Here is a 16,915-nt window from a genome sequence, read left to right as displayed (position 1 = left end):
ATTCGGTGCGTCCAGCGCACCCGATGCCACATTCGGTGCGTCGCGCGCGGGCGGGCGCGCGCGGATCGATGGGTTCCCTCAGGGAACTTCCCGTGTTACGGTCAGGGCAATCAGTTTCTTGAGGGAACTCAGCGAGGAGCGGAGGAGTGACCGTGACACATCGGCGGGTCGTCTCGCCCGGGGAGTGGCGGGAAGCGCGAGAAGCGTTGCTGGCGAAGGAGAAGCGGCTCACCCGCGAGCTGGACGCGCTGGCCGCCGAGCGGCGGCGGTTGCCCATGGTCCGGGTGGACAAGGAGTACGTGTTCGAAGGGCCCGGCGGGCCGGCGACCCTGCTGGACCTGTTCGAGGGGCGGCGCCAGCTCATCACCTACTGCTTCATGTGGCACGGCGCGGGCGAGTACTGCTCGGGGTGCTCGATGTTCACCGACAACGTCGGCCACCTGGCGCACCTGCACGCCCGGGACACGTCGATGGCGCTGGTCTCGCGCGGCCCGCTCGCGGAGATCCTGCCGTTCCAGCGCCGGATGGGCTGGCCGCTCCCCTGGTACTCGTCGCTGGGCAACGACTTCAACGACGACATGGACGCCGGGGACGGGTTCGGCCTCAACGTCTTCCTCCGCGACGGCGACACGGTCTACCGCACGTACTTCACGACCGGGCGGGGCGTCGAGCGGCTCGGCAGCGGCTGGACCTTCCTCGACCTGACCCCGCTCGGCAGGCAGGAGACCTGGGAGGACTCGCCGGAGGGCACCCCCCAGACGGCGCCCTACACGTGGTGGCGGCTGCACGACGAGTACGGCGCCTCCGTCACCACCGGCTGACCGCGGCCGCGAGCACCTCGACCAGCTCCCGCGCGCCGGTGCCGGTGGGGTCCAGGTCGGGGTCGTAGATGCCGACGTTGAGCCCGGCCGCCCGCGGGACGGCCAGCAGCGGGCGCAGCACCGCGGTGAGCTCGTCCCAGGTCAGCCCGCCGGGCTCGGGGCTGTCGACCGCCGGGAGGAGCTCGCCGTCCACGATGTCCACGTCGAGGTGGACCCAGAAGCCGTCGAGCCCGCGCGCCGTGACCAGCTCGACGGCGTGGGCGGCGGCCGCGGCGGGGTCGGCCCGGACCGTCGGCGCGTCGAGCAGGTGAATCCCGGCCGCGGCGGCTTCGTCCGTGTACTCGTCCCCCCTCCGGAAGCCGACGGCGACGATGTCCTCGGGCCGGACGTACGGCTTCGCGCCGCCGATCTCGGCGAGTGCGCCGCCGCGCCCGGTGAGCAGCGCCAGGCCCTCCCCGGCCGCGGCGCCGACCCCGGTGCTGTTGCCGGGGTGCCGGAAGTCGAGGTGCGCGTCGAGGTAGACGACGCCGTACCGGCCCGCGCGGCGCAAGGCCAGTGCGGGACCGAGGAGCACGCTGCAGTCGCCGCCGAGGAGCAGCGGCCACTCGCCACGGTCCCGGAGCGCCGCCACCCGCTCGGCGAGCGCCGTCGAGTAGGCCGCGATGGCCCGCTCGTTGCGCACCGTGCCCGGCGTCCAGGCCGGCCGGTACCTCGGCGGGGTCAGCACCCCCGCGTCGCGTGCCCCGAGACGGGACAGCAACCCGAAGTCCCGCAGCATCCCGGGTGCCTTGGCGCAACCGGGCACCGAGCCCTCCTCGGGCGGGCGCAGCCCCAGGTTGGTCGGTGCGTCCAGCACCGCGATCCCGTGCCGATCACTCATCGGGCGACCATAGCGCCGCGCCCCGACAGAACCGGCGCACCCGATCAGGCCAGCCGGGGACGCGGGCCGAACCCGGCCGCGCGGTAGCAGTCGTCGACGAGCCGCATCGTGGCCACCGCGTCCTCGGCGCCGCCCGGCAGCGGGGCGCCCTCGCGCACGTGCGCGGCGAACGCGTCCAGCTGGTAGGAGTACGACGGCCGGGTCCCGAGCCGTTCGACGCGGGAACCCGAGGGCGTCGTGACGACGATCCGGTCGTCCAGGTGCGGCCGGACGTACTCCGGCACGAACGCCTCGCCCCGGCTGCCGACGATCCGGCAGGCGAAGCGCCAGCCGTCCGCGGCCATGTGACAGCGAGCGCGGGCGGTGGCGCCACCCGGGTACTCGAGGTCGGCGTCCAGCCACTCGTCGACACCGGGACGCCCGGCCCGCTCGCCTCCCCTGGCCGCCACCAGCCGGAGCGCTCCCCCGGCCCAGGGAGCGAGGCCGCGGAGCAGGTGGAGGTTGTAGCAGCCGATGTCCATGAGCGCGCCACCGGCGAGTTCGAGGGACCACCGGGGGTCGGTGTCGCCGGGTGCGGGCATGAACATGTCGGCCTCGACGGTGCGCAGCTCACCCAGCTCCCCGGACGCCAGCAGCTCGTGCAGGCGGTGCAGGAGCGGGTGGCAGTGGTAGTGGAACGCCTCCATGATCGCCACCCCTGCCCGCTCCGCGGCCGCGCGGACCTCGCTCGCCTCGTCGGCGTTGGCGGCGAACGGCTTCTCGGTCAGGACATGCTTGCCTGCCGTGACGGCCGCCAGGTTCCAGGGCCCGTGCAGCGCGTTGGCCAGCGGGTTGTAGACGACCTCCACCTCGCTGTCGGCGACGACGGCGGCGTAGGAGTCGAGGACCCGCTCGACGCCGTGCCCGCGCGCGAACTCCTCGGCCCTGGCCCGGTCCCGCGCCGCGACGGCGACCAGCCGGTGACCGATCTCCTTGGCCGGCCCGGCGAGCGCGACCCCGGCGATGCGGGCGGCGCCCAGCACGCCGATCCGGAGTGGTTCCACGCGACCTCCCGTGTCCGAGACGGAGACCGCAGCGTAGCGCCCGGCCATCCCCAGGCGGATGCGGGCCGCGCGCGAGTCCCCCGCTCACGCAGTGAAGGCCACCTTCCCAACGTTGAACGCACTGAAGGTGGCCTTCACTGTGCTGGAACAGGGGACTCGCGGAGCCGTCAGGCGCTGCCGCCCGAGCGCCACTCCTGCCACGACATCTGCCACACGCTCCAGCCGTCGGTGGGCTCGAGCACCTGCGCACCGCCGTTGCGCACGGTCACGATGTCGCCGCGCTTCGACCGGTCCATCAGCCAGGCGGCGTTCTCGGTGGACAGGTTCAGGCAGCCGTGGCTGACGTTGCGGTGGCCCTGGTCGCCCACCGACCACGGCGCGGAGTGGTAGAAGATGCCGCTGTAGGACAGCCGTACCGCGTACTGCACCCATGTCTCGTAGCCGTCGGCGCTGTCGGTGGGGACACCGTAGGTACTGGAGTCCATCGTGTAGCCGACGTGCTCGCTCATCACGGTGTAGTGGCCGTTCGGCGTCGAGCTGGACGGCTTGCCCATCGACAGCGGCATGGTGCGGACCACCTTGTCGTTCACCAGCACCTTCATCTGGTGCGACTGGCCGTCGGCGATGGCGATGAGCTTCTCCCCGACGGTGAAGTCGAGTGCCTCGTCCTGCTGGCCGTAGGTGCCCTGGCCGAAGTGCTTGCCGTAGATCTCTGCCTCGACGGTGACCTTGGTGCCGGACCGCCAGTACTCCTTCGGCCGCCAGATCACCTGCTGGTCGCTGAACCAGTGGAACGCGCCCTTCGTGTCCGGCCGGGTCTCGATCCGCAGGGCCTTCTCGGCGGCCGCGCGGTCGGGCACGGAACCGCTGAACGTGAAGATCACCGGCATGCCGACGCCGACGGTCTCCCCGTCCTGCACGTTGATCGACACGGACAGCTGCCGGTCGGGCACGGCCGTGGTGAACGTCGAACTGGCGGTGACCCGCTTGCCGTCGGCGCCGGTCGCCTTCGCCTTCAGGGTGTAGGTCTTGCCGTAGCCGAGCGGCTCGGTGGAGGTCCAGCCCGAGCCGTCGGGCCGCTTGCCCCCGTCGACCACCGTGTCGTCGGCGCCGACCAGGGAACCCGACTCGATGGTGCCGTTGGTCACGGTGGCGGTGAACCGCTGCCCCGGTGCGACTCCGGTGGCGCCGTCCTTGACCGACAGCGCGATCTCGGCCGGCTCCGGCGGCGGCGTGGTGCTGGAGGTGCTCTCCGCCGGTTTCGGAGCGGGCGCCTCGCTCGCCGCGGACGTGCACCCGCCGGCCAGTACACCCCCCGCCAGCAGCAGCGCCGCCAGCCGGACCCCCAGACGAGGTGTCAATGCTCCCCGACTCCGCATATCACCATCCGTTCGTACGCGGATACCCCAGACGCGTGACAGTCTGCCGGGAACCGTGCCTACTGTGTGTAGAAGTAGCCAAGTTGTGTCTGGGGTGTTAGTCCCGGTCCGCACGTTCCATCCGGAACGCCTACCCAGCGGAGCCCGGCCCCACTCCCCGCCGGACGGGGGTGCCGGAAAGCGGCCCCGGAGGCCCGTGCTAGAGTTTCACTCGTCGTTGAGGGGGACCACATCACGCGGTTCTCAAGCAGAGCGCCATTAGCTCAACTGGCAGAGCAGCTGACTCTTAATCAGCGGGTTCGGGGTTCGAGTCCCTGATGGCGCACCATCAGACCGCAGATCAACTTTCCGGTTGACCTGCGGTCTTTCTGGTTTCAGCCGGTCTCGTGCACTGTCTGTTGTGGCCTGGCGCGCCCGCGGCGGAGTCCGGCGGTGCGGACCCGGTTCAGCGGGATGGTGAACGGCTCGGCTTCGTCTCGTTACCATGGCCCGATGAGCAGCCAGCGAGTGCCAGGTGGGGTGGTGCACGCCCTGCCCGCGGACCTGCGCCAGGCGCTGATCGCCGACACCACGGCACTCGACGCCTGGAACGACATCACCCCCTTGGCCCGCAACGAGTTCATCTGCTGGGTCGAGGATGCCAAGCAGCAGACGACCCGGGAACGGCGCATCCGCCGGACCCAGGAGGAGCTCCTGGAGGGCCAGCGCAGGCCCTGCTGCTGGCCGGGATGCAAGCACCGCGAACGCACCGGCAGGTAGCGGCGGGCGCGGTGGGCCTTCCCGCAGCCCGCGCCCGCCGCATCTCCGCACGTCATCGCGGCCGCGACCGGCTTCACGATCGCCAGCCCGACGACGTGGGCGTGCACCACGCCGGCGGGCCTCGGCCCGCCACCCAGCTCAGGCGGCGGATTCCGCGTCGCCCCGCCCGGGGTCGCCGAAAGCGGCCAACGCGACCGGTTGCCACTCGCGCCAGGTACGCAGTCGCTCGGCATAGATCTCTTCGACGTCGGCGAGGGGCTTGCCGAGGAAGACGTGCAGCGGAGGGTGTTCGGCGTCGGCGATCGCGAGAATCGCCGACCGGGTGGCTTCCGGGTCGCCGATCTCGAACCGCGGCGCGGTCGAGACGCGAACGTCGTCGTAGTCGGGGTGCTGCTGGCTGGCGCGCAGGCTCAGGCTCCCGGCGAACTCCGTGGCGTACGGCCCGGGTTCGACGTTGGTGACGCCGATGCCGAAGACCGCCACCTCCTGGGCGAGCGACTCCGAAAGGCCCTCCACCGCCCACTTGGATGCGTGGTACGCGCCGATACCGGGGTAGGCGCGGACGCCTCCCTCGCTGGTGACCTGCAGAATCCTGCCGGATCGCTGTGCCCGCAACACGGGAAGGACCGCCTGCGTCACCCACACCGTGCCGAAGAAGTTGGTCTCCAGCTGGGCCCGTAGCTCGGACTCGGTCAGCTCTTCGACCATGCCGAAGTGCCCGTAGCCCGCGTTGTTCACGACGACGTCGAGCCGGCCGAGCCGTTCGGCGGCGTAGGCGACGGCATCGAACACGGCCTCCCGGTCGGTGACGTCGAGCCGGACCGGAACCAGGGCTTCGCCGAACCGCGCGGCGAGCGGTTCGAGCGCGGCCACGTCGCGCGCGGTGGCGGCCACGTGGTCGCCACGTTCGAGCGCCGCCTCGGCCCACAGACGGCCGAACCCGCGGGACGCTCCGGTGATGAACCAGGTCTTGTGCATGGGACTCCCTCAACAGTCGTGCCGTGGTGACACGACCATCGTGTGGCCGCGGAAGGCCATTCCACCAGCGAATCTTTCGCACACAAGACATGAGCGGTTCGCATGGCTCAGGATGGGGTATGGCCGAGTTCACCGTGACCACGCTGCGGGTGGTCCACACCGTGGTCAGCACGGGTTCGTTCACCGCGACCGCCGACCTGCTCGGATACACCCAGTCGGCGGTCTCCCGGCAGGTCGCCGCCGCCGAGGCCGCCGCGGGCGTGCCCCTGTTCGTCAGAGGCGCCCGTGGCGTGCTGCCGACTCCGGCCGGGACCGCGGTGGCCCGGCGCGCGGCGACGGTGCTGAGCGAACTCGACGCTGTCGACCGGGATCTCGCCGAGCTGACCGACAGGCTCGCCGGGCGCGTGGCCCTCGGCGCCTTCCCCACCGCGATGTGGACGCTGGCACCACGGGCGGTCGCCGAGCTGCGCCGGGACCATCCCGGACTCAGGGTCGAGCTGCGCGAAGCGTCCACACCCGCGCAGCTACGTCAGTTGCGGGCCAGGCGGATCGACGTCGCGGTGATCGCGCTCGGGCCCGATCTGCCCCAGTACGATCTGACCGGGCTGCGCCAGTCCCGGCTGTCCGAGGGCGGTCTGCTCGTCGCGGTCGCCCGTGACCACCGGCTGGCGAACCGCGCCCGGGTCCGCGTGACCGAGCTGGCCGACGAGGAATGGGTCGTCGGGACAGGGCTGAGGGGCGAACCGCAGTTCGGCGCGTGGCCCAGTCTGGAACACCCGCGCATCGCCTACACGATGCGGGAGTGGCACGCGCGCCTCGGACTGGTCGCCGCGGGCCTGGGCATCACGGTGGTGCCGGCAATCGCCGCGACCGGCGTGCCGGCCGGCGTGGTGACCGTCCCGGTCGACGACCCCGCCTGGCTGGGCCGGACCGCCGTGGTGGCGACGAGGCCGGAACGGGCGGCGAGTGTCGACGCCGTTGTGGCGGCACTGCGCCGGGCAGCGGGAGACTCGTGATGCCGAGCCGTGCGGTCAGGCGCTCGCCCGCCGCGAGGCGCCGAACGCCGCGGCCGGGACGAGCAGGATCACGGCCAGCACCCCGCAGGTCACGGCGAACCCGGCGCCGGTGAGCGCACCGGCGAGCAACGGCCCGAGGCTGGCGCCTGCGCCGACGAGGAAGGCGTACCCGGCCATCCCGGCACCCCGTGCGGGTCCGCTGGCGATACCGACGAGGGTGACCGCCGCGGGGACGGCGACGGCGAGTCCGGCGACGAACACCGCGCTGCCGGTCAGGACCAGCCACAACGGGCCGCCCGCCGCTTCGATGCCGAGACCGGCGGCCGCCACCAGGAACGCCCCGGCCCCGGTCCGGTGTGGACCCCAGCGGCCGATGAACAAGCCGCCGAACAGGCCCACCACGATCCCCGGGAGTCCGGGCAGGCGCAGCAGCAAGCCGGTGACGGGATCGGCCGCACCGAGTTCGGCACTCGAGGCCTGGAGCGCGACGTACATGCCGACGAACGTGAGCAGGAAGGCCACCGCCCCGGTGTAGGCGGCCAGCATCTGCGGCTTGCGGAGCATGCCCGCCAGCGTGCCGAGCACCGTGCGGAACGATCCCGGCGCGGCGGGCCGGGAGGCGGCGGGCAGCATCATGACCAGGGCCGCGACGACGACCAGCAGCGGCACCAGCCCGCCGAGCGACCAGCGCCACCCGAAGGCGGCACCGATCGACAACGACCACGCCTGCCCCAGGATGCCCGACAGGAGGAAGCAACTCGAGAGCACGGCCAGGGCCATTGCCCGGAACCGGTCGGGTACGACCCGCGGTAGGTAGGCCAGTGCGACGGGGGGCACCGCCGGCGCGACGAACCCCTGGACGGCGCGGGCGGCGATCAGGATGGTCAGGTTCGGGGCCAGCCCGGCGACCACTCCGGTGCCGGCAACGGCCAGGAGCCCCAGTGCCATCACGCGGCGCGGGTCGACGAAGTCGGAGACCGTCGGGAACACCAGGTTGCCCACGGCGAACGCGAAACCGAAGCCGCTGCCGATCCAGCCCGCGGCGGCCACGGTCGTGGCGTACTCACCCGCAACGGCCGGGACGAGCGGGATCGTGACGTAGATGTGCGAGACGGCGAGCAACACCGCCGCGACCAGGACACCGACCGTGCCGGCAACGCTCCTGATCCGGCCACTCGGCAGCGCGGCGGCCCGGACCAGGCCGGTCGGATGGGACGTGAGCATCAGATGTCTCCCAGCGAAGTCCAACTATTTCGTTGGAAATATGCCACATGCTGTCTCCAACGCGCAAGTTGGAATTATGCTGTCCTCATGGCCTGGGACACCGCCGCAACGAAGCAGAAGATCCTCGACGCGGCGCTGGAGGAGTTCGCCGAGTACGGACCCACCGGCACCACGATCGACCGGATCGCCAGGCGCGCCAAAATCAACAAGGAGCGGATCTACAACTACTTCGGCGACAAACGCGCCCTGTTCACCAGAGTGCTCGCGGCCGAGAGCGAGCGAATCGCCGGATCCGTCGTCTTCGACCCGGCACACCACGATCCCGTCGGTGACTACGCGGGCCGGATCTTCGACTACCACGTGGCTCACCCCGAGCTCGTCCGGCTCCTGCTCTGGGAGGGCCTGACCACATCCGGCGAGGTCGTCGACGAGGCCGCGCGATCGGAGTACTACCGGGCCAAGGTCGAGCGGTTCGCCAAGGCCCAGGCCGACGGCGTCCTGCGCGCCGATCTCGCCCCGGGCGCCCTGCTGTTCTCGATCATGGCGCTGGCGGCCTGGTGGCACGCCGCGCCGCACATCGCACGCATGACCACTGGGACCGGTGCCGCCGACGTCGCGCAGCGCCGGGCCGCGGTGGTCACCGCGGCCCGGCGCCTCGCCACCGGACACACACCCTGAACGACGGCGCCCGGCCGGGGGCGGTCGATGGGTCGGGCCGCGCCGTGGACGAGCGGCCGACGGGGTTCGCGGCCCTGACGCGCACATCGCGGCCAGGGCGGCCTGCTGTCGTTCCGCTTCCCGCCGACGGGATCGAGGACGGCCGGGCGAGGCGGTCGCCGGTCTCGGCAGACCTCGCCGAGGACACCGAACCGTGACCCCGTTGTCGGGTGTTCACCTGACAGCGGGGAGTCGCAGGCGATCTAGCCTTGCGGCAGCGGAGGTCCGGCCGCGAGGGGCGGCCTGCGGTGAGCCTGCCGGTCCAGGGAACGGCGGGCATTCTCTTCGGTGGACATGGGGCGGGGGGACATGGGGACTGGACAGCAGCCGAATCCGGGCCAGTGGAATCCCCAGTACCAACAGCACTACGCCCAGCAGTACCAGCAGTACCAGCAGGGCCGGCAGTACCCTCCGCACCTTGACCAGCAGCACTACCGGCAGGGCGCGCCTCCGGGGGCTCCGAAGCAGAAGCGCGGGCGCAAGGGCGGGATCCTCATCGGCGTTCTCGCCACCATCGTCGTACTCGGCCTGGCGTTCGGCGGGTACTGGCTCTGGTACCTGAGCGACTCCGACGATCCGCCCCCTCTCGACACCTCCCTCGACCTCGCGGATGCGCCGATGGGCTGCGGGATGTTCACCGAGAACGAGATCAGCCACCTTGTCCCCGGCACCTTCACCACCGAGGGCGGCGGTGGGCTCAGCGGCGACAAGGACTACGCCAAAGACGCGCAGTGCATGTACTCCAATCTGGACACCTACCGGGACGAAGGGCAGCCCGCGGCACACCTCTCGGTGACGACACGACTGCACAAGGCCGACCATCCAGGCGCCTACCGTGCCCAGTCGGGTGTGGACAACGCGAAGGAGGAGTTGCGCCGCAAGCCCGGTAGCGCGATCGGGGTTCCCAACGCGAACGACGACCGGTTCCGTGAGATCGAGGGCAGCAGTGGCGGGGTCGCCGCCGCCCAGCTGTCCATTCTCTACCGCAACGTGACGGTCACGTTCCACTACAACCACGACGGGCTCGACGAGGGGCAGTTCACGCAACCGCTGATGCGGCTGGCTCAGCTGGCGATACTCAAGATCGACCCTTCGGCCGGTGGACAACAGCAACCGGGCGGTTCGGCAGCCCCCTCGCTGCCCGTGCTTCCCGGAGGCTGAGAGCCGGGGTCGTGCCGAGCAAAGTTGCCCGCCGCTGCCGCGTCGGCGCACCGGTCGATCCGACGCGTATCGAGGAGCACGAATGACTGGTGTGGGGGTCGGTGTGTCCGCTGATTCGGCGAGGTCGCACCACAATCGCGGCCCGCGAGTGGTGAGTGCCGGACTGAGGGCGGCCGCCGTCCAGCCACAGGACCCCGGCCGGCGTGCGATCGGGGTCCATCGGGTGCGAGCGACCACCCGCGGCGGGGCAGCAGGGGTGGGGCCCGGCCTGCTGGCCGGGCCCCACCGCCGTCAGCTCAGCGGCTCGATCCAGATGTTGCGGTACTGCACGGGGTTACCGTGGTCCTGCAACCGGATCGCGCCCGTCGCTGGGCCCTCCGGGATGTTGCCGCCGGTCGGTCCGGTGATGGCCACGTTGTCGTGCACCACCGTGCCGTTCCACACCAGCGTCACCCGGGCGTCCTCGACCTTGTTCCCCGCGGCGTCGTACCGGGCCGCGCGGTAGGTGATGTCGTAGGTCTGCCAGGTCTCCGGCGGTGTCGCGGCGTTCACGTCGGGCGCCTTCTGGTTGTAGATCGCGCCCGCCTCGTTGTTCGCGAGCGTGGTGTCGCCGTAGGAGTCGAGGATCTGGATCTCGTACCGCTCCTGCAGGTACACCCCGCTGTTGCCGCGGTCCTGCCCGGTCACGTCCGGCGGCAGTTGCGGCACCTTGAACTCCACGTGCAGCCGGAAGTCACCGAACGCGTCCTTCGTACGCAGGTCACCACAGCAGACCTCCATGGCACCGTCACCGACCCGTGGCCAGCTCGCGAGCCGGCCGTCGGTGTGCTGCCACTCGGTGAGATCGCCGCCGTCGAACAGGGTGATCCGCTCCCCCGCCTCACGCACGCTGATCAGGTCGAGGTTGACGTGCCCGGTGTCGCCCTCGTCGACCCGGTACTGGATGGTGTTCATCCCCTGGTGCAGGCGCACCCGCTCGGTCTTCGTGGCCCACTCCTCCCACGTCACCGTGGTCGGGAGCGCCACCTGCCGCACCTTCTCCCCGTTGACGTACATGCTCACGGACTTCTCGCCGGAGAACGGGTGCGGGCCATTGGAGTACCGCAGGCCGATGTCGTAGTCAGCCGTGTTGCCGACCTCGACGTGCATGGTGGTGGACGCGCCCGCGTTGCCGAACCGGTCGACGAACCCGACGCCCGAGTAGCCGCGGTGGTCGGTGTTCACCCCGGCACCGCCCTCGCGGCGGCCTTCCTCGGCCTCGTAGAACACCTGGTCCTCCTGCGCTCCGGGGATCGCGTTGAGGGTGTACCACGCCTCCGTGCTCCACAACTCCGAGCCGTCGGCCGCCGCGAACGGGCGCGGGGAACGCAGGTGCACCACCCGGTCGCGCTGCAGGCCGTCCACGCGCAGCGTGACGGACATCCGGTCATCGGACACCTGCACGCCGGAGACGCTCAGGGTCTCCTGGTCGACCTTCGGCCCGCCGTACGCCTCCGTCGGCGCGTAGCGCCACTGCTGGACCTGGTAGCTGTCGGCCAGCTTCGCGACCGTCTCCTCGGACAGCGGCTTCGTGTAGGTGATCCGGAAACCGTCACGGGTCGCCTTCATCGACTTCATGTCGAACGTGTTGGCGCCGTTCGGGGTCAGCTTCTGCAGGCCGTACGTGAGCTTGCCCGCCTGTCCCCAGTTGCCACCGGCGCCGAGGCCCGCGACGTAGACCGCGCCGTCCGGCCCGATGGTTGTCTCCGTGATGCCGGACTCGAGGCCCTGGGTGTGCCGGAACACCGCGCCCTGGTACTCGCCGTGCACCTTCTCCAGGTACGCGCGCTGCAGCCCGCCGTAGGTGACGTCACCGATCAGCAGCTGCCCCTGGAACGGCCCGGACTTCAGCATGACCGGCATGGAAGGCGAGTTCGCGATCTCGTTCTGCGGCAGCCACAGCACCGGCTTGGTGACGGGGTTGTCGTCGAACGGGCCTTCGGGGTTGGTGTAGTGGTTGAAGAACCGGTCCTGCTTGATGTGCACGAGCTTTGACGCGGGCAGCCAGCCGCCCTGGTTGTCGGTCACGAACAGGTTGTTGCCGGGACCCCAGCCGATGCCGTGCGGCGTGCGCAGGCCGCCCGCGAGGTACTCCACCTCGCCCGTCCGCCGGTCGACCTTGATGGTGGTGCCGCGGTCGGGCGCGGGCTGCGGGTTCGTCGTCGCGCCGCCGTAGTCGATGGCGACCGACAGGTTCAGGTAGAAGTGCCCGCCCCGGTACAGCAGGCCGAACGCGAACTCGTGGAAGTTCCCGCCGAACGGCCAGGTCGCGACGGTCCGGTGCTCGTCGGCGACCTCGTCGCCGTCGGTGTCGCGCAGCTCGGTGAGCTCGTGCTTCTGCGACACGTAGATCGTGCCGTCGACGACCGCGAGGCCCATCGGCTCACGCAGTCCGCTCGCGACCTTCTTGTAGGTGACGCGGCTCGGGTCGGTCTGGCCCGTGACACCGTCCAGGATGAACACCTCACCTTGGGCGGTCTGGCTGCCGCCCCAGGTGGCGATGACGAGGCGGCCGTCCTTGGTCCAGTCCATGGCGGACACCTGCGGCTCGAAGCCGTCCGGGCGCAGGTTCGTCAGCGTGTAGTTCGGGTTCACGTCGTTGAGCGGGAGCCCGTCGCCGGGGGTGTCGGTGACGCCCTCGCACTCCTTGCGGCCGGGTGCGGTCACCCGGACGACGTCGGCTTCCGTGCTGAGCGCCGAGTTGGGCACCACGGCGAAGTCGGCCGCGCCGGGGGTCCGCCAGGCGAGCTGGAGCACCTGCTCGCCGCCTGCCTCGAAGTACTCGATCCGCAGCGAGTGGTAGCCGGCCGTGAGCTCCACGGAACCGTCCTTCGGCTCCTCCGCGTGCAGGCCGTCGTTGTCGACGACGAGCTGGTCGTCGATGTAGAGCCGGGAGCCGTCGTCGCTGGTCAGCCGGAAGGTGTAGGTGCCGTCGACCGGGACGTTCAGGTTGGCGATGGCGTGGGAGACGAAGTTGCTCTCGAAGCCGAAGTCGTCGGCCGTGCGCCAGTCGATCACCGGCATGAGCTTGTCGACGTTCGGGGTCTGTCCCGGTTTGATGGTGCAGATCTCGCTCAGGGGCACCTGGACGTCGTACGTGCGCAGCGTGACGCCGGGCTCCTGCGGCGGGAGGTCGGCCTGCGCGGCGGCGGACGGTGGCAGGAGTGCGACCAGGGAACCGAGCACCGCGGTGCAGAGGAGGCCGACCAGACCTCTTCTGCGCCGAGGACGCGAGCGTAAGGACATTCTTCCTCCTTGAAGACGTGCACCCCCGACGACCCGCATCCTTACTCCGATCGACGCACAGCGGAAGACACTTCTGCACATTTGAGACGTTCTTTTGATGATTTAGTGCAAAAGGACTAGTGTCGCTGGCTCCTGGTCAACTGTGCGTGTCCCGAGCGTGAGCGTGGTCCTCACTGTCCATACCCAGGCGGTGACCTCAGGTGACGAGGCATCGGAAGGCGTGCCGGGCTCGAGCGCCGTGCTCCCGGGCGGCACCCGTTCGGCTCTTGACCTGGTGTGCGCTCCAGGCCAGGCCGTTCCTCGACTGCCTGGCCGACGACGTCCGCTGGACCGTCATCGGCACGACCGCGTGGTCGGGCGTGTACGCGGGCAGGACGGCCGTACTGAACGAGCTGCTGCGACCGCTCGGCTCCCGGCTCCAGGGAAGAACCGTCGTGGTCGCCCATCGCTTCGTCGCCGAGGGGGACCTCGTGGTGGTCGAGGCCCGCGGCCAGAACACCACCACGGGCGGCGCCCCGTACCACAACACCTACTGCTGGGTCTGCCGGGTGGTCGACGGCCGGATACGCGAGCTCACCGAGTACGCCGACACCCAGCTGATCGCGACTGTCCTGGATCCGCCCGGAGACTGAGCACGGCGTGACGACCTCCGCCGCCGGGAACCCGTCGTCCCGGCCACGTCGTGGTGTGCCCTCGCCATCCGGCAACGCGCCCGGTGTCCACGGTGGACACCGGGCGCGCCGGGAACGACGGAGTCCTCAGCCGTGGCAGCAGCCGGTGCTCATGTACCGCGCGAGCCCGCTGGCCGCGGACGCGGCCGAGGCGGTCCGGACCGGCTTGGCGGTCGCGGCGTCGTAGACCACGTCACCGCCGACGACGGTCATGCCGACCGGCAGGTCGACGATCTCCTCGTGCGGGGTCCGGAGCAGGTTCCCGTCGAGCACGACGAGGTCGGCGGCCATGCCCCTGCCGAGCGTGCCCTTCCAGCGCTCGGCGTGGTCCTGCCACGCGCCCGCGGTCGTGTAGGTGGCGAGGGCCTCGCCGAGGCCGATGATCTCCTCAGCTCCGAACACCTCGCCCGTCGCCAGGCTCTTTCGCGTCAGCATCGCCGCCAGCCCCGCGCGGAAGTTCGGCATGCCCACCACGGGCGAGTCCGAGGCACTGGCGATCGAGACGCCGAGGTCGAGCGCGGTGCGGTACGGCCACTGGTAGTCCGTGCGCTCCCGGCCGAGCACGTCGACCAGTTGGTGGGACAACGACCGCTTGATCTGCGGGTTGAAGCTCGCCGCGAAGCCGAGGTCGGCCATCCGCCGCAGGTCGCCCGGGCTCGTCAGATCCCCGTGGATGACGTAGTGCCGCAGCCCCGCGCCGCCGAACCGTTCGACGGCCGCCTGGTAGGCGTCGACGACCGCGTGGATGGTCCGGTCGCCGGTCGCGTGCGTGCCCACCTGGAAGCCCAGCTCGTGCGCCGTCATGACCCAGCCGTTCAGGATCGACAGCTGCTCCTCCACCGACCCCCCGGGCAGCGTCAGCCCGCCGTGGCCGCCGCCGACGTACGGCTCGGAGACCCACGCCGTCCGGGCCTGGGTCGGCACCCCGTCGGCGAAGATCTTCACCTGGCTCACGTTCAGCCACGCGGGATCGGTCTCGAGCTCCCTGGCGGCCAGCAACGTCTCACGCAGGTCACCCGCGCTGGACGCGGCGATCATGATCGTGCAGCGCTGGCGGATGTCACCCGACTCCAGCATCTCCTGGTACCGCCGGACGGACCCCAGGTCGATACCGGCGTCGGTGACCGAGGTGATGCCGTGCCGGTGCATGATGTCCACCGCCACCCGCATCCCCCGGCGCTTCTCCTCCTCGGTGAAGTCCGGCATGACCGCGTTCACGAGACCGGCGGCGCCTTCCAGCAGCAGCCCGGTCGGTTCCCCGTCGCCGTCCTTGACGATCTCGCCACCGAGCGGCGGCCGGGTGTCGCGCGTGATGCCGGCGAGCTCGAGTGCCTTCGAGTTCACCCACAGTGCGTGCCCGGACCATTCCCGGAGCGCCGCCGGGTTCTCCGGCGAGACCTCGTCGATGTCGTGCCGGGTCGGGTACCGCCCCTCGGCGAGGTAACCCTGGTCCCAGCCGAAGCCGCGGATCCACTCGCCCGGCTCCTTGTCCCGCGCGGCCTCGGCGACGAGGTCGCGGATGTCGGCGATGGAACCGACCGCGTCCCGGCTGAGGTCGAGCGTCAGCGGAGGCTGTCCCGTCCCGAGGCCCAGCGGGTGGAAGTGCCCGTCGTTGATGCCGGGCAGCACGGTCCGCCCGCGAAGGTCGACCACCTCGGTCCGCGAGTTCACCAGGCGCCGCAGCTCCCGGGTCCGCCCGACGGCCTGGACCACGCCGTCCTTGATGGCGATGGCCTCGGCGGGCCCGCGTCCCCGTTCCATGGTCAGGATGTCGCCGTTGAACAGCACGAGATCCGCCTTGCCGTGCCCGAAGGCGTTGCCGTGCCCGGGATGCGCCGCCGCCTGGGCCGTGCCACCGAACGCGCCGAGCGCGATCCCGGCGCCGACCCCCTGCAGAAACCGGCGACGCCGGACGTTCCTCGGTCGTGCGGTCATCCTGACCTCCTACTCCACGCTGCCACGCCGGCCTCGCACCGTCGCGAGGGCGCCAGCCGATTGCCAGGCATCGTGAGATCCATCCGGCCGCCCCGTCTTGCACCCGGCTGCGCGGCGCTTGTCTGTGAACGCGGACGACCCCGCGGGCTCGGCGGGCGCCGCGGGAACGCCGCCGTGGACAAGACCCGTGCACTCGTGTCCTAGGTATCCCCGGCACGGATACCTACCGTCCTCGGGATCCGGCCGCACCACGCGAAGACGAGGAGAACCATGAGCGAATCGTTCATCCCGGTCGGCGCCCTCGGCGAGGGGTTCGCCCCCGACGCGAACGTCCTCGAGGAGACGACCGACCTCGCCGGGCGGACGTTCGCCCTGAGCCTCGACGCGCCGGTCACCCTCCGGATCGGCGAGGGCACCGCGTCCTGGGGCGGCCACACCGACGTCCCCGTCCGGGTCACCTCGATCCGGACGGGTGTCTACCTGGTCGACGGCGTCGCCGACGAGGTGTCCACGACGTTCGTCCTCGACGTCGGCTCCGGCGCGGCCACGCTCGTCGAGGGACGGCTCCCGGACGCCGCGACGCGGGCGGAGGCCGCGTACACCCGGGTGCGCAGGGGAGCCGAGCCGACCGGCGTGACGGCACGCATCGTCCACGGTGGAATCGACGGGCCCGCGGCCGTTCCGCACGCGCCGACGGCCGACCTCGTCGGCCTGCGTACCAGGTACACGTACTCGCCGAACGAGGTTTACGAACACATCTACCTCACCCCGGACCTGTACACGTGGCACTGCCTGCGCGGAGTCGAGAAAGGACTCGCCGACACCGACCGGTGCCACCACGTCGCCATCCGGGACCGGCTGACCCTCTTCGTCTGGCGGGAGAAGATCGTCCCCACCCTCGGCCTGGTCCTCATCGATCTCGACGGCCTGCGCACCGACGGCAAGATCTTTGGCAACGACACCTTCGACGAAGGTTCGATCGTGAACTTCCCCGTCGGAGCACGCGCCGACATCCTCAACTTCACCGCGCACTGACGCCACGGCGT

At 71.0% G+C, this 16,915-nt stretch carries 14 protein-coding genes and 1 tRNA gene; 8 read left to right on the top strand and 7 right to left on the bottom strand.

Translation table 11 applies throughout. The features are described from left to right. The first annotated feature begins 152 nt into the window (after nt 1-152). Nucleotides 153-821 (top strand): DUF899 domain-containing protein, encoded by a 669-nt coding sequence (locus B0I33_RS08740; protein WP_106178274.1) that lies wholly within the window; start codon nt 153-155, stop codon nt 819-821. Here B0I33_RS08740 and B0I33_RS08735 read toward each other — a convergent pair. The 3 genes from B0I33_RS08735 to B0I33_RS08725 all read right to left on the bottom strand — a co-directional run bounded on the left by B0I33_RS08735 (nt 808) and on the right by B0I33_RS08725 (nt 4,123). Further along, nucleotides 808-1,701, bottom strand: a complete 894-nt coding sequence (locus B0I33_RS08735; RefSeq protein WP_219927161.1) for an arginase family protein — start codon at nt 1,699-1,701, stop codon at nt 808-810. The genes B0I33_RS08740 and B0I33_RS08735 overlap by 14 nt on opposite strands. A 44-nt stretch (nt 1,702-1,745) precedes the next feature. Next, nucleotides 1,746-2,744, bottom strand: coding sequence for a Gfo/Idh/MocA family protein (locus B0I33_RS08730; protein ID WP_219927160.1), 999 nt, complete (start codon nt 2,742-2,744; stop codon nt 1,746-1,748). Between the two features lie 167 nt (nt 2,745-2,911). Next, nucleotides 2,912-4,123: a L,D-transpeptidase gene (locus B0I33_RS08725; protein ID WP_106178044.1), complete on the bottom strand. Its 1,212-nt coding sequence runs from the start codon at nt 4,121-4,123 to the stop codon at nt 2,912-2,914. A gap of 252 nt (nt 4,124-4,375) precedes the next feature. Here B0I33_RS08725 and B0I33_RS08720 point away from each other — a divergent pair. Together B0I33_RS08720 and B0I33_RS08715 are read left to right on the top strand one after the other, a co-directional pair. Beyond that, nucleotides 4,376-4,451: transfer RNA gene (locus B0I33_RS08720), tRNA-Lys, on the top strand. A gap of 164 nt (nt 4,452-4,615) precedes the next feature. Next, a complete protein-coding gene (locus tag B0I33_RS08715; RefSeq protein ID WP_106178043.1) occupies nt 4,616-4,882 on the top strand; it encodes a YdeI/OmpD-associated family protein in 267 nt (88 codons plus the stop codon). 138 nt (nt 4,883-5,020) lie between these two features. Here B0I33_RS08715 and B0I33_RS08710 read toward each other — a convergent pair whose 3' ends face one another. Next, a complete protein-coding gene (locus tag B0I33_RS08710) occupies nt 5,021-5,860 on the bottom strand; it encodes an SDR family NAD(P)-dependent oxidoreductase (RefSeq protein WP_106178042.1) in 840 nt (279 codons plus the stop codon). Between the two features lie 119 nt (nt 5,861-5,979). Between B0I33_RS08710 and B0I33_RS08705 the strand changes: the two genes are divergently transcribed. After that, nucleotides 5,980-6,876 carry a LysR family transcriptional regulator gene (locus B0I33_RS08705; protein ID WP_106178041.1) on the top strand — a complete coding sequence of 299 codons (897 nt, stop codon included), beginning with the start codon at nt 5,980-5,982 and terminating at the stop codon, nt 6,874-6,876. Between the two features lie 15 nt (nt 6,877-6,891). Here B0I33_RS08705 and B0I33_RS08700 read toward each other — a convergent pair whose 3' ends face one another. After that, the gene (locus B0I33_RS08700) at nt 6,892-8,100 is read right to left on the bottom strand and encodes an MFS transporter (protein WP_106178040.1); all 1,209 of its coding nucleotides are present in this window, start codon (nt 8,098-8,100) and stop codon (nt 6,892-6,894) included. A gap of 87 nt (nt 8,101-8,187) precedes the next feature. Here B0I33_RS08700 and B0I33_RS08695 point away from each other — a divergent pair, with 87 nt between their 5' ends. Together B0I33_RS08695 and B0I33_RS08690 are read left to right on the top strand one after the other, a co-directional pair. Continuing rightward, the gene (locus tag B0I33_RS08695) at nt 8,188-8,778 is read left to right on the top strand and encodes a TetR/AcrR family transcriptional regulator (protein ID WP_106178039.1); all 591 of its coding nucleotides are present in this window, start codon (nt 8,188-8,190) and stop codon (nt 8,776-8,778) included. Between the two features lie 348 nt (nt 8,779-9,126). Then, a complete protein-coding gene (locus tag B0I33_RS08690; protein ID WP_146147470.1) occupies nt 9,127-9,978 on the top strand; it encodes a flagellar basal body-associated FliL family protein in 852 nt (283 codons plus the stop codon). 291 nt (nt 9,979-10,269) lie between these two features. Here the strand turns inward: B0I33_RS08690 and B0I33_RS08685 are convergent, their stop codons facing one another. Continuing rightward, nucleotides 10,270-13,263 carry a 3-keto-alpha-glucoside-1,2-lyase-like domain-containing protein gene (locus tag B0I33_RS08685; protein WP_106178037.1) on the bottom strand — a complete coding sequence of 998 codons (2,994 nt, stop codon included), beginning with the start codon at nt 13,261-13,263 and terminating at the stop codon, nt 10,270-10,272. A gap of 266 nt (nt 13,264-13,529) precedes the next feature. On the opposite strand from B0I33_RS08685, the gene B0I33_RS08680 reads away from it, so the two are divergent. Then, complete coding sequence (locus tag B0I33_RS08680) at nt 13,530-13,895, top strand: nuclear transport factor 2 family protein (RefSeq protein WP_106178036.1); 366 nt, start codon at nt 13,530-13,532, stop codon at nt 13,893-13,895. A 126-nt stretch (nt 13,896-14,021) separates the two neighbouring features. Here the strand turns inward: B0I33_RS08680 and B0I33_RS08675 are convergent, their stop codons facing one another. Beyond that, nucleotides 14,022-15,869: an amidohydrolase gene (locus B0I33_RS08675; RefSeq protein ID WP_106178035.1), complete on the bottom strand. Its 1,848-nt coding sequence runs from the start codon at nt 15,867-15,869 to the stop codon at nt 14,022-14,024. Nucleotides 15,870-16,139: 270 nt separating this feature from the next. Here B0I33_RS08675 and B0I33_RS08670 point away from each other — a divergent pair, with 270 nt between their 5' ends. Then, nucleotides 16,140-16,904 carry a MoaF C-terminal domain-containing protein gene (locus tag B0I33_RS08670; RefSeq protein ID WP_106178034.1) on the top strand — a complete coding sequence of 255 codons (765 nt, stop codon included), beginning with the start codon at nt 16,140-16,142 and terminating at the stop codon, nt 16,902-16,904. Nucleotides 16,905-16,915: the final 11 nt, after the last annotated feature.

Origin of the sequence: Prauserella shujinwangii (assembly GCF_003001955.1) — a bacterium.
GTDB classification, from domain to species: Bacteria; Actinomycetota; Actinomycetes; order Mycobacteriales; family Pseudonocardiaceae; genus Qaidamihabitans; species Qaidamihabitans shujinwangii.
This window is presented reverse-complemented; position numbering and strand designations above follow the sequence as displayed.